Source organism: Citrobacter sp. VF227 (assembly GCF_052950715.1).
On the sequence record NZ_JBRFVF010000006.1, the window covers coordinates 180,273 to 193,974 of the forward strand.

10 protein-coding genes are annotated in these 13,702 nt (G+C 53.6%); 6 read left to right on the forward strand and 4 right to left on the reverse strand.

Translation table 11 applies throughout. The features are described 5' to 3' along the window. Nucleotides 1-30 precede the first annotated feature (30 nt). The 5 genes from rpoN (at nt 31) to npr (ending at nt 3,518) form a co-directional block, all read left to right on the forward strand. Entirely contained in the window at nt 31-1,464 is a 1,434-nt protein-coding gene (rpoN, locus tag ACU8YC_RS18630) for an RNA polymerase factor sigma-54 (RefSeq protein ID WP_151217870.1), read from the forward strand. A 22-nt stretch (nt 1,465-1,486) separates the two neighbouring features. Further along, nucleotides 1,487-1,774 (forward strand): ribosome hibernation promoting factor, encoded by a 288-nt coding sequence (gene hpf, locus ACU8YC_RS18635; RefSeq protein WP_003025078.1) that lies wholly within the window; start codon nt 1,487-1,489, stop codon nt 1,772-1,774. 83 nt (nt 1,775-1,857) lie between these two features. Next, on the forward strand, nt 1,858-2,349 hold the full coding sequence (ptsN, locus tag ACU8YC_RS18640) for a PTS IIA-like nitrogen regulatory protein PtsN (protein WP_151217871.1): 492 nt from the start codon (nt 1,858-1,860) through the stop codon (nt 2,347-2,349). A gap of 45 nt (nt 2,350-2,394) precedes the next feature. Next, complete coding sequence (gene rapZ / locus ACU8YC_RS18645; RefSeq protein ID WP_003025085.1) at nt 2,395-3,249, forward strand: RNase adapter RapZ; 855 nt, start codon at nt 2,395-2,397, stop codon at nt 3,247-3,249. Beyond that, nucleotides 3,246-3,518: a PTS phosphocarrier protein NPr gene (gene npr / locus ACU8YC_RS18650; RefSeq protein ID WP_003828770.1), complete on the forward strand. Its 273-nt coding sequence runs from the start codon at nt 3,246-3,248 to the stop codon at nt 3,516-3,518. Before rapZ ends, npr begins: the two co-directional genes overlap by 4 nt. A gap of 79 nt (nt 3,519-3,597) precedes the next feature. On the opposite strand, the gene mtgA is transcribed toward npr, so the two are convergent. The 4 genes from mtgA to ACU8YC_RS18670 all read right to left on the reverse strand — a co-directional run bounded on the left by mtgA (nt 3,598) and on the right by ACU8YC_RS18670 (nt 8,557). Beyond that, on the reverse strand, nt 3,598-4,317 hold the full coding sequence (gene mtgA, locus ACU8YC_RS18655) for a monofunctional biosynthetic peptidoglycan transglycosylase (RefSeq protein ID WP_151217872.1): 720 nt from the start codon (nt 4,315-4,317) through the stop codon (nt 3,598-3,600). Next, complete coding sequence (elbB, locus tag ACU8YC_RS18660; protein WP_151217873.1) at nt 4,314-4,967, reverse strand: isoprenoid biosynthesis glyoxalase ElbB; 654 nt, start codon at nt 4,965-4,967, stop codon at nt 4,314-4,316. The genes mtgA and elbB overlap by 4 nt, the downstream gene beginning before the upstream one ends. A 229-nt stretch (nt 4,968-5,196) precedes the next feature. Beyond that, nucleotides 5,197-7,533 carry an aerobic respiration two-component sensor histidine kinase ArcB gene (arcB, locus tag ACU8YC_RS18665; RefSeq protein WP_446895640.1) on the reverse strand — a complete coding sequence of 779 codons (2,337 nt, stop codon included), beginning with the start codon at nt 7,531-7,533 and terminating at the stop codon, nt 5,197-5,199. 94 nt (nt 7,534-7,627) lie between these two features. After that, nucleotides 7,628-8,557 (reverse strand): TIGR01212 family radical SAM protein, encoded by a 930-nt coding sequence (locus ACU8YC_RS18670; protein WP_286543488.1) that lies wholly within the window; start codon nt 8,555-8,557, stop codon nt 7,628-7,630. A gap of 684 nt (nt 8,558-9,241) precedes the next feature. Here ACU8YC_RS18670 and gltB point away from each other — a divergent pair. Further along, nucleotides 9,242-13,702, forward strand: a complete 4,461-nt coding sequence (gene gltB / locus ACU8YC_RS18675; RefSeq protein ID WP_187253331.1) for a glutamate synthase large subunit — start codon at nt 9,242-9,244, stop codon at nt 13,700-13,702.

The following is a 13,702-nucleotide window of genomic DNA, read 5'->3' on the forward strand; positions in this document are numbered from 1 at the left end:
ACGTCACCGCAGGAGAGAAAAACTCTGAACATGAAGCAAGGTTTGCAACTCAGGCTTAGCCAACAACTGGCGATGACGCCTCAGCTACAACAGGCTATCCGTCTGTTGCAGCTGTCCACGCTGGAACTTCAGCAAGAACTTCAGCAAGCGCTGGAAAGTAACCCACTGCTCGAGCAAACCGATCTTCACGACGAAATTGATACCCAGGAAAAACAGGACAGCGAATCACTCGACACTGCAGATGCTCTTGAACAAAAAGAGATGCCAGAAGAGCTGCCGCTTGACGCCAGCTGGGATGAAATTTACACCGCCGGTACGCCTTCGGGTACCAGCGGGGATTACATCGACGACGAACTGCCTGTGTATCAGGGTGAGACCACGCAATCGCTGCAGGATTACCTGATGTGGCAAGTGGAGCTGACCCCGTTCTCAGATACCGATCGCGCTATTGCGACATCCATTGTTGATGCGGTAGACGAAACCGGTTATCTCACCGTAACTCTGGACGATATTCTCGAAAGCATGGGCGATGACGACATCGGTATGGATGAAATCGAAGCCGTGCTTAAACGCGTTCAGCGTTTTGATCCCGTGGGCGTAGCGGCCAAAGATCTCCGCGACTGCTTACTGATCCAACTTTCACAGTTTGATAAAGCCACGCCGTGGCTGGAAGAAGCGTCCCTGATCATCAGCGATCACCTCGATCTGCTAGCCAACCATGACTTCCGCACGCTAATGCGCGTGACCCGACTGAAAGAAGAGGTGCTGAAAGAGGCCGTTAACCTTATTCAGTCTCTGGACCCAAGACCCGGGCAGTCTATCCAGACCGGTGAGCCAGAGTACGTCATTCCAGATGTACTGGTGCGTAAGCATAACGATCGCTGGGTGGTCGAACTCAACGGTGACAGCATTCCACGGCTGCAGATTAACCAGCACTACGCCGCCATGTGCAACAGCGCGCGCAACGATGCCGACAGCCAGTTTATTCGTAGTAATCTGCAGGATGCGAAGTGGCTGATTAAAAGCCTGGAAAGCCGCAATGATACGCTGCTGCGCGTCAGCCGCTGCATCGTTGAACAGCAGCAAGCCTTCTTTGAGCAAGGCGAAGAGTTTATGAAACCGATGGTGCTGGCGGATATCGCCCAGGCCGTCGAGATGCACGAATCGACCATTTCCCGAGTGACCACGCAAAAGTATCTGCACAGTCCGCGCGGCATTTTTGAATTGAAGTATTTCTTTTCCAGTCACGTTAACACTGAAGGCGGAGGCGAAGCCTCATCCACGGCGATCCGTGCGCTGGTGAAGAAATTAATTGCTGCGGAAAACCCCGCGAAACCGCTGAGCGACAGCAAGTTAACCTCTATGTTGTCAGAACAGGGTATCATGGTGGCACGCCGCACCGTTGCGAAGTACCGAGAGTCTTTATCCATTCCGCCGTCTAACCAGCGCAAACAGCTGGTCTGACCCAACCGATAAGGAAGACACTATGCAGCTCAACATCACTGGAAACAACGTCGAAATCACGGAAGCCCTGCGCGATTTTGTTAATACAAAATTCGCCAAGCTCGAACAATATTTCGACCGGATTAATCAGGTCTATATTGTGTTGAAAGTGGAGAAGGTTACACATATCTCGGACGCAACACTGCATGTGAACGGTGGCGAAATTCATGCCAGTGCGGAAGGTCAGGATATGTACGCCGCCATTGACGGTTTAATTGATAAACTGGCTCGGCAATTAACAAAACATAAAGATAAACTGAAACAGCACTAACTTGTCCGGGCAGTTAGCGGGTGCAGGACGGCCTGTTGTGTAGCACAACAGGCCATTTGTACAGTTAGCGCTTAGGTGAAATTATGACAAATAACGATACGACTCTACAACTGAGCAATGTTCTTAACCAGGAATGTACACGCGCGGCAGTTCACTGCCAAAGCAAGAAACGCGCACTGGAAATCATCAGTGAACTGGCGGCAAAGCAGCTCAGCTTGCCTTCTCAGTTGGTATTTGAAGCTATTTTAACGCGTGAAAAAATGGGTAGTACCGGCATCGGGAATGGTATTGCTATCCCGCACGGAAAGCTCGAAGAAGACACGATGCGCGCAGTGGGCGTGTTTGTGCAACTTGAAACGCCTATCGCTTTTGACGCCATCGATAATCAACCCGTCGATCTGCTTTTCGCTCTGCTGGTACCGGCGGACCAAACCAAGACGCATTTGCATACGTTGTCACTGGTCGCCAAACGTCTGGCAGATAAAACAATCTGCCGTCGCCTGCGCGCCGCACAGAGTGACCAGGAGTTGTATCAAATCATCACGGACACCGAAGGTGGACAGGATGAAGCATAACAGCCCAATGGCATCCTTTTTTGTCGTTGTGAGGAGAAACAGTACATGGTACTGATGATCGTCAGCGGTCGTTCGGGGTCAGGCAAATCTGTCGCCTTGCGTGCGCTGGAAGATATGGGTTTTTACTGCGTGGATAACCTTCCCGTAGTGCTGTTGCCCGATCTGGCTCGTACTCTGGCCGATCGCCAGATTTCTGCAGCCGTCAGCATTGATGTGCGCAACATGCCTGAGTCCCCGGAGATTTTCGAGCAGGCAATGAACAATCTGCCTGAAGGCTTCTCACCACAGCTGCTGTTCCTTGACGCCGATCGGAACACCCTGATTCGTCGCTACAGCGACACGCGTCGCCTGCACCCACTCTCCAGCAAGAACTTATCTCTGGAAAGCGCTATCGATAAGGAAAGCGACCTGCTGGAGCCCTTGCGCTCTCGCGCTGACCTGATCGTTGATACCTCCGAAATGTCCGTGCACGAACTGGCGGAAATGTTGCGTACCCGACTGCTGGGCAAACGCGAACGCGAATTGACGATGGTATTCGAATCCTTTGGTTTCAAACACGGCATTCCCATTGACGCGGATTACGTGTTTGACGTGCGTTTCCTGCCTAACCCACACTGGGATCCGAAGCTGCGCCCGATGACCGGTCTTGACCGACCCGTCGCCGCCTTCCTCGACAGGCACACAGAAGTACACAATTTTATCTACCAGACGCGCAGCTATCTTGAGCTATGGTTACCCATGCTGGAAACCAACAACCGCAGCTACCTCACCGTAGCCATCGGCTGTACCGGCGGGAAACACCGTTCGGTGTATATTGCAGAGCAGCTGGCAGACTATTTCCGCTCACGCGGTAAAAACGTGCAGTCACGCCATCGTACGCTGGAAAAACGTAAATCATGACCGTGAAGCAAACTGTTGAAATCACGAACAAGCTGGGCATGCATGCCCGCCCAGCAATGAAACTGTTTGAACTGATGCAGGGCTTTGAAGCAGAAGTTTTGCTGCGTAATGATGAAGGAACGGAAGCCGAGGCAAACAGCGTTATCGCTCTGCTGATGCTGGATTCCGCTAAAGGGCGTCAGATTGAAGTCGAAGCCACGGGTCCACAGGAAGTTGAAGCCCTGGCAGCAGTAATTGCGCTATTTAATTCAGGGTTTGACGAAGATTAGTCGAGTGCAGAGTTACCGTTTCAGCACCTGGCCAATAGGCCGGATAAGGCGTTTAAGCCCTCTTCCGGCAATAACCCCGTTAATACAGCTTATTTTCCCGCATGAACGACTCACCGCCTAACTGGCGCATTTGGCGCATAATCCACGCCTGACGGCTACGCACATAACCAGAAGGCGCATTCGCCTTAAAACGCAAAGGATTGGGCAATACCGCCGCCAGCAAGGCCGCTTCAGACAGACTCAACCGACTGGCTGGCTTATGGAAATAGCGCTGCGCCGCCGCCTCCACGCCGAAAACCCCATCGCCAAACTCAGCAATGTTCAGGTAAACGGTCAGAATACGTTTCTTGCTCCAGACGGTTTCCATACCCAGCGTAAGCCCGGCTTCGAGGCCTTTACGCACCCAGCTACGCCCATCCCACAGAAAGAGGTTTTTTGCCGTCTGTTGCGATAAGGTCGACGCCCCGCGGATACGGTTTTCATTACGTTCGTTGTGCGCCAGCGCTTTCTCTATGGCGGAGACATCGAATCCCCAGTGCTCGGGAAACTTCTGGTCCTCTGCGGCAATGACAGCCAGTCCCATCCACACAGAGATCTCATCCATGCTCACCCAGTCCGAGTGCGCCACATAACCAAAATCACCGGACAGCCATGCGCCCAGTTGCCGTTCAACCATTACCGCAGAGAAAGGTACAGGCATCACGCTGAAAAGTGCGATGCCCCCGCCCCAGAATACGGCGAGGACAATGACCGCCCGCAGAAAGATACGTCGCAGAAAGGCGGTAACTCCTTTTTTCATTCAGCCAGTACCAGAACACGCGAGACCAGTTTCTCGATACCGCTCGCGGCTTGAGCGATGTCCTGTGCCAGCATATAGGCGGGCGTGGTGACAATTTTGTTGTCTTCATCGACGACAATGTCATCAACCGGACACGGAACATGTTCAGCGCCCATTTCTTCCAGCACCTCTGCCGTATCGATATCAGTACCGATGGTCAGACGCAGCGGGAAGTCAAAAATTTTAGGTAACATGGCGGGCGCAATACACATAAAACCCAGCGGCTTACCCGCCTGATGCATGGCCACCGCCAGCGCGGCTAAGTCGCTATCAACCCGGCAGTCGCTGCCCTGGCTGGCAAAATTGCTCAGATTTTTGGCCGCGCCAAACCCACCTGGCACTATCAACGCGTCCAGTTCCGTTGAGACTGCCTGAGCGAGAGGGCGGATATCACCACGTGTTATACGTGCGGCTTCAATCAGCACATTTCGCGTTTCCTGCATCGGCTCGCCGGTCAGATGATTAATCACATCCGCTTGTTGTTTATCCGGAGCAAAGCAGACGGCTTGTGCGCCGTTGCGGGCAATGGCCAGAAGCGTGAGAACAGTTTCATGGATCTCTGCACCGTCGTACACGCCGCATCCGCTGAGGACTACACCCACTTTTTTCATCGTGATACTCCTTTCTCAACTGGCTGAAACATATTAGTTATTATGATTTAAATGCTACGCTTCACACATTTAACTGATTCATGTAACAAATTATTTAAGATTTGCTATCTTAACTGCGTGCGGCCTGAGAATTAGGGCTGCGCCCTTGTAAACAATGATAATAATTTACGGCGCAGCCACGATTTCCCTGGTGTTGGCGCAGTATTCGCGCACCCCGGTCAAGCCGGGGTCATTTTTTTTCCACGCTCGCCACCCAGGCTTTTAATACTGCCACGTCGTGCTGCCACTCCTGCTTCATCTCTTCAATCCATTCAGCAACGTTATCTTCCCAAGCAGGGAGATCCGGCGACTGGATTTGCTGAGCTAACTGTTGCAAGTGGCGCAGTCCCACTGAACCTGTCGCACCTTTAATTTTATGGCCTTCCTCAACCACGCCTTTTTTGTCACGTGCGGTCAGATTGGATTCCAGCACGCTCAAATATCCCGGCATCATCTTCTCAAACACCGCCAGCCCGTCGGTAATTAACTTCGGTCCCACCAGCTCGAGGTATTGTTCCAACATAGGAATATCTAACAGCGCTTGCGATTTACTGCTCTCTTCAGATGTCACAGTGCTCTCCTCTTTGTTTCGGGTATCCCAGTATTTTTTGATCATGGCGGTTAACGCCGGAACCGACAGCGGCTTACTCAGCACGTCGTCCATTCCCGCGTCCAGATACTCTTTTTTATCTTTCAGGACGTTGGCGGTGAGCGCAACCAGCGGCGGCAGATCCTCACGTGGGTATTTTTGCGTCAGCTCGCGCGAGATATCCAGGCCGGTCATATCCGGTAGCTGAATATCCAGCAACACCAGGTCATATTCGCCCGGCGTGAACATTTCCAGCGCGGCTTTCCCGGTCATGGCGACATCGACACTGTTGCCCAGTTTTTCCAGCACAGAACGCGCGACAATAACGTTCAGTTCAATGTCTTCCACCAGCAGCACATTCAGGGCTGGCAGCGGCATGTCATCGTCTTCAAAGGCGTCTTCTATCTCTTCCGCTACCGCAGGCGCATGCACGGTCAGCGTAAAGATCGAGCCTTTGCCAGCCTGGCTGGAGACCGTAATATCACCGCCCATATTTTTCGCCAGACGCTTCGATACGGCCAGTCCAATCCCGGTTCCCGTTGCCGGTTTGCCACCGTTGCTGTCCTTCACCTGATAATACATGGCGAAGATTTTATCCTGCTCATCCTGCGGAATGCCGATCCCAGAATCTTCAACCTCGAAATGCAGCATATCGCCCTGGTCATAGCGCGCCCTTACGGTCACCTGCCCCTGCTGTGTAAACTTCACGGCGTTGCTTATCAGATTCCACAGAATCTGGCGCAAACGCGTGCCGTCGGTAATGACCTTATGCGGTAGCGGTAACGTTGGCTCAAGTACAAAACGCAGCCCTTTTTGCTGCGCCTGCAGGCCAGAGAGGTTTTCCAGATCCGCCATAAAACTGGTGAAGTCAACAGGTTGGTTATCGAGCTGGACTTTACGTCGTTCCATCTTGTCCATGTCAATGATATCGTTGAAAATATTTCCAAGCGTCACGGCAGAGACATGAATGGTTTTCAGGTATTTTTCCTGCTCAGCAGTCAGGTCCGTATCCAACAGGATCCGGCTTAAGCCGACAATACCGTTAAGCGGAGTGCGCAGCTCGTGGCTGATGGTGGAAATGAAGGTGGTCTTATCACGGCTGGCACGTTCAAGTGCGTCCTGATAACGCTTACGCTCGGTAATATCTCGCCCAAAGCCCATCAGGCCATGTCGCTTACCTACGCGGTCATAGTACGGCACTTTACGAATTTCAAAGCAGGCTTTGCGCCCGTCCGGGTAGTCCAGCCATTGTTCGTAGGTGAGCGAGACGTTATGACGGAATACCTTCTCGTCGGTTTCAATTACCTTTTCAGCCGCCTCAGGGGAGTAAACATCAGCCGGTTTTAAATGCACCAGTTGCTTTTCGCTCTTGCCGGTCAGCAGTTCCATGGCACGGTTACAGCCGGAAAATTCTTTATCTTCATTACGATAAAAAACCAGATCCGGCGAGGCATCAAGGAAAGAGCGTAGAAAGGAAGACTGTTGCTCGAGCTGGATCTGCGCTTCTTCGCGCTCTTTGATTTCAACCTTCAGTTGCTCGAACGTATCCTGGCGCTCCGCTTCGGCTTTTTCGCGCTCAACAATTTCCTGATTGAGCTGGGCAATATTATCTTTCAACTGCACATTGAGCTTGAGATCGCGCTCGCGCATCTCTTCCAGCTTTTGGACCAGTCGTGACAAGCGTTGTCGGGACTCTTCGAGTTGCTCCACCACCACTGACAGGAAGTAGACAGCCCAAGGGGTAATTAACAGACCAAAAAAGATAGAACGGATAACATCAATACTTTCTACCTGACCATGCAGCACCATGGTGACAGCCATCTGCACCACAATTGCCAACACGACCAGAGCCAGCGCTAATAGCAGCGAAAAGCGCACCAGACCCAACTTCATCATCAGGTCGACGTAATATTGCGCCAGCATACGGATTTGCTTCATAGAGGGTTCCTTCACGACAACTTGGCACAATAATACTCAATTCTTGGCGTGACGTTTGAGAATGTGCAAGAAATGCGGGGTTTCCCTCATCACGCTACGCTGTTGGCGGGCTCCAGGGTCGTCCGAGAGCAGATCCCTGGACGCCATGTACATTGAGATAACGATCCAGTTCAACCATCCCGGTCCAGCGATTTTCACACCACAGAGGTGCCAATAGTGTTGGGCGACGCGCGCTGGCGGAAATGCGATGATAAATCACCTCTGGCGGCGTATGGCGGATCATCTCCCCGGCGGTAACCGTATAGTCGTCCAGTTCAATGCCGCTCAGCCGTCCCGCTTCCCAGGCTTTCGCCATCGTACTGCCTTTCACGATATGCAGCGGATGCAGCTTAATACCGTCGACTCCCGTCTCCACCACACGCTCCATGGTTTGCAGACATTCTGCCAGCCCTTCTCCCGGCAGACCCACAATCAGGTGCGAGCACACCTTCAGTCCGCGCTCGCGTGCCAGCCGCGTGGTGTTCTGGTAGCAGGCAAAATCATGGCCGCGGTTAATACGGTGCAGAGTTTTATCATGCGCGGTTTGCAGACCGAGCTCCAGCCATACCTCATAGCCCAGGTCTTTATACTCACAAAGCAGATCGAGTACCGCATCCGGTACACAGTCGGGGCGCGTGCCAACACATAATCCGACGATGCTGGCCTGGCTGACGGCCTGTTGGTACATCGAACGCAGCACCTGTACTTCAGCAAAGGTGCTGGTATAGGCCTGGAAATAGGCCAGATAGCGTCTGGCGCGATTGACCAACTGCGCCTGATGCTCAAGCTGCTCGGCAATGGAATGATGCTGTTGAGCTTCATCAGCAAACGAGGCGACATTACAGAAAGTACATCCGCCACGTCCGATGGTGCCATCACGATTTGGACAGCTAAAGCCGCCGTGCAGCGTGAGTTTATGAACCTTTTGTCCATAACGGCGAGAAAGATCCCCACCAAACATATTGACTAATTTCTGTAACTGCATAATCTGGTAGACCGCGCCTTGAAAAGAGGCCAAAGCCTGCCATTTTTTGCCCCAGTCGGCGATGACCTGGATCAATCGCCCTGGCGAGCCTTTATTTATTGCATAACAAATCAAAATAATTGAAATTCCATTCACTAAAAATCTAATTACTTTTCCTTATATTCAGCGGTTTTTTTTATCTTCTTATACTCTCAGCGTAAAAACAGTATCTTTAAGACGCCGAAACTTTATAAACCAGCATAAAATGCCAGACATCTCGATAAATAAAGGGAGGACGAGGGATATCAGGCCTTTCTGACAGTGAGACAGATCACACTTCCAAGAGTATTCCCCTCGGGTTAAATCAATGTAAAAAAACCTTTTATTTCAACATTTTCATAAAGTTAATTGTCCTATAGCACATTTTTGCATAAATAAGATTGCCATTTGACCTGTGTGTGGATTCCCGATAACTTGGAAATCCGCTGGAAGCTTTCTGGATGAGCAGCCTGCTCATCATATTTATGCAGTTATTGAGATTCCCTCTGAAGCAAGTCCTCAAACTTGTTTGACCTGTGCGAAAAGGATAAAGAGGGCGAATGCGAGGTAAGCGTATGACACGCAAACCCCGTCGCCATACTCTTGGTGTGCCCGTGCGCAACGGTCCAGATGGGGATCCCGCAGAGCCTGGGGAGGTTCACTGATATGTTGTACGATAAATCCCTTGAGAGGGATAACTGTGGTTTCGGCCTGATCGCCCACATAGAAGGCGAACCTAGCCACAAGGTAGTGCGTACCGCCATACACGCACTGGCCCGTATGCAGCACCGTGGCGCAATTCTTGCCGATGGAAAAACCGGCGATGGTTGCGGCCTGCTGTTACAAAAACCTGACCGCTTTTTCCGCATCGTGGCGCAAGAGCGCGGCTGGCGTTTAGCCAAAAACTACGCCGTCGGCATGATCTTTTTAAATAAAGACCCTGAGCTGGCTGCGGCTTCTCGTCGCATTGTTGAAGAAGAATTACAGCAGGAAACCCTGTCGATTGTCGGCTGGCGCGACGTGCCGACCAACGAAGGTGTTCTCGGTGAAATTGCGCTCTCCTCCCTGCCTCGTATCGAGCAAATTTTTGTTAACGCCCCTGCGGGCTGGCGTCCGCGTGATATGGAGCGTCGCCTGTTCATTGCGCGTCGTCGTATCGAAAAACGCCTCCTGCAAGACAAAGACTTCTACGTCTGTAGCTTGTCGAATCTGGTCAATATCTATAAAGGTCTGTGTATGCCGGCGGATCTGCCGCGCTTCTACCTGGACCTCGCAGACCTGCGTCTGGAATCGGCCATCTGCCTGTTCCATCAGCGCTTCTCCACCAACACCGTACCGCGCTGGCCGCTGGCGCAGCCGTTCCGCTATCTGGCGCACAACGGTGAAATCAACACCATCACCGGCAACCGCCAGTGGGCTCGCGCGCGTACCTATAAGTTCCAGACCCCGTTGATCCCGGATTTGCACGACGCCGCGCCGTTTGTTAACGAAACCGGCTCAGACTCCAGTTCGATGGATAACATGCTGGAACTGCTGCTGGCAGGCGGGATGGACATCATCCGTGCCATGCGCTTACTGGTTCCACCGGCATGGCAGAATAATCCGGATATGGACCCGGAGCTGCGTGCGTTCTTTGACTTTAACTCCATGCACATGGAACCGTGGGATGGCCCGGCGGGCATCGTGATGTCCGACGGTCGCTTTGCCGCCTGTAACCTCGACCGTAACGGCCTGCGTCCGGCACGCTACGTCATCACCAAAGACAAGCTGATCACCTGTGCCTCTGAAGTCGGGATCTGGGATTATCAGCCGGATGAAGTGGTAGAGAAAGGCCGCGTCGGCCCCGGCGAACTAATGGTTATCGATACCCGCAGCGGGCGCATTCTGCACTCCGCCGAAACCGATGACGATCTGAAAAGCCGACATCCGTACAAAGAGTGGATGGAGAAAAACGTCCGCCGCCTGGTACCGTTCGAAGACCTGGCTGACGATCAGGTCGGCAGCCGTGAGCTGGACGACGATACGCTTGCCAGCTATCAGAAACAGTTTAACTACAGCGCTGAAGAGCTGGATTCCGTTATCCGCGTGCTCGGCGAAAATGGCCAGGAAGCGGTCGGTTCAATGGGTGACGATACCCCGTTTGCCGTGCTCTCCAGCCAGCCACGCATCATTTATGACTACTTCCGCCAGCAGTTCGCGCAGGTCACCAACCCGCCGATCGACCCGCTGCGTGAAGCGCACGTCATGTCGCTGGCCACCAGCATTGGTCGTGAGATGAACGTCTTCTGCGAAGCTGAAGGTCAGGCACACCGCCTGAGCTTTAAATCGCCGATCCTGCTGTACTCTGATTTCACCCAGCTCACCACCATGAAAGAGGAGCATTATCGCGCTGACCGCCTGGATATCACCTTCGACGTGACCGAAACTACGCTCGAAGAGACCGTCAAAGCATTGTGTGATAAGGCGGAACAGATGGTGCGCAACGGCACGGTACTGCTGGTACTCTCTGACCGCAACATCGCCAAAAACCGCCTGCCGGTTCCGGCGCCAATGGCCGTGGGCGCAGTGCAAACACGTCTGGTAGAACAAAACCTGCGCTGTGACGCTAACATCATCGTGGAAACCGCCAGTGCCCGTGACCCGCACCATTTTGCCGTCCTGCTCGGCTTTGGCGCGACGGCAATCTATCCGTACCTCGCGTATGAAACATTGGGACGTCTGATCGACACTCAGGCGATTGCCAAAGATTACCGGACCGTGATGCTGAACTACCGTAACGGCATCAATAAAGGTCTGTACAAAATCATGTCCAAAATGGGCATCTCGACCATTGCCTCTTATCGCTGCTCGAAGCTGTTTGAAGCCGTTGGTCTGCACGATGATGTGGTTGCGTTGTGCTTCCAGGGCGTGGTTAGCCGCATCAGCGGCGCAGGATTTACCGACTTCCAGCAGGATCTGCTGAACCTCTCCAAACATGCCTGGCTGGCGCGTAAGCCCATCAGCCAGGGAGGATTGCTGAAGTACGTCCACGGCGGCGAATACCACGCCTACAACCCGGACGTGGTGCGCACGCTACAACAGGCGGTGCAAAGCGGCGAGTACAGCGACTATCAGGAGTATGCAAAGCTGGTCAACGAGCGCCCTGCGGCCACGCTGCGCGATTTGCTGGCGATTACACCTGGCGATGAAGCCGTAAGTATTAACGACGTCGAACCTGCGACCGAACTGTTTAAGCGCTTTGATACCGCCGCCATGTCTATCGGCGCATTAAGCCCGGAAGCACACGAAGCGCTGGCCGAAGCGATGAACAGCATCGGCGGTAATTCCAACTCCGGCGAAGGCGGTGAAGACCCGGCGCGCTACGGCACCAACAAAGTGTCGCGGATTAAGCAGGTGGCTTCTGGTCGCTTTGGCGTAACCCCAGCGTACCTGGTCAACGCAGATGTCATTCAGATTAAAGTCGCTCAGGGCGCAAAGCCCGGCGAAGGCGGCCAGTTACCGGGCGACAAAGTCACTCCGTACATCGCCAAACTGCGTTATTCGGTACCGGGCGTGACGCTGATCTCCCCGCCGCCGCACCACGATATCTACTCTATCGAGGACTTAGCGCAGCTGATTTTCGACCTGAAACAGGTCAACCCGAAGGCGATGATCTCGGTGAAGCTGGTTTCCGAACCGGGCGTGGGCACTATTGCCACCGGCGTAGCGAAAGCCTATGCGGATCTGATCACCATCGCCGGCTACGATGGCGGTACCGGCGCAAGCCCGCTGTCATCGGTGAAATACGCCGGTTGCCCGTGGGAACTCGGTCTGGTGGAAACCCAGCAGGCACTGGTGGCTAACGGTCTGCGTCACAAGATTCGTCTGCAGGTCGATGGCGGTTTGAAAACCGGCGTCGATATCATTAAAGCGGCGATTCTGGGTGCAGAGAGCTTCGGTTTTGGTACCGGCCCAATGGTCGCGCTGGGCTGTAAATATCTGCGTATTTGCCATCTGAACAACTGTGCAACCGGCGTGGCAACTCAGGACGACAAACTACGTAAGAATCACTATCACGGCCTGCCGTTCAAAGTGACCAACTACTTTGAATTCATCGCCCGTGAAGTGCGTGAGCTGATGGCTGAACTGGGCGTAACCCGTCTCGTCGACCTGATTGGCCGCACTGATCTGCTCAAAGAGCTGGATGGATTTACCGCCAAACAGCAAAAGCTGGAGCTGTCTCGTCTGCTGGAAACCGCCGAGCCGCATCCGGGTAAAGCGTTGCATTGCACCGAGAACAACCCGCCGTTTGATAACGGCGTGCTGAACGCCCAGCTGTTGCAGCAGGCGAAGCCGTTCGTCGACGAGCGCCAGAGCAAAACCTTCTGGTTCGATATCCGCAACACCGACCGTTCCGTCGGCGCATCGCTGTCGGGCTATATCGCTCAGACGCATGGCGATCAGGGGCTGGCTTCTGATCCGATCAAAGCGCACTTCAGCGGTACTGCAGGCCAGAGCTTTGGCGTGTGGAACGCGGGCGGCGTGGAGCTGTATCTGACCGGCGATGCCAACGACTATGTCGGTAAAGGCATGGCGGGCGGCCTGCTGGCGGTGCGCCCTCCTGTTGGCTCTGCTTTCCGTAGCCATGAGGCGAGTATCATCGGTAACACCTGTCTGTATGGCGCCACCGGTGGCCGCCTGTTTGCTGCGGGTCGTGCGGGTGAGCGCTTTGCGGTGCGTAACTCCGGCGCTATCACCGTGGTTGAAGGTATTGGCGACAACGGCTGTGAATACATGACCGGCGGCATCGTCTGTATTCTCGGCAAAACCGGCGTTAACTTTGGCGCGGGCATGACCGGCGGATTCGCCTACGTGCTCGACGAAGACGGTGAATTCCGCAAACGCGTAAACCCGGAACTGGTCGAAGTGCTGAGCGTGGACTCGCTGGCGATCCACGAAGAGCACCTGCGCGGCCTGATTACCGAGCACGTACAGCATACCGGCTCTTCTCACGGCGAAGAGATCCTGGCGAACTGGCCAGCATTCTCGGCGAAATTCGCGCTGGTAAAACCAAAATCCAGTGATGTGAAAGCACTGTTGGGTCACCGTAGTCGTAGCGCAGCAGAGCTGCGTGTGCAGGCGCAGTAA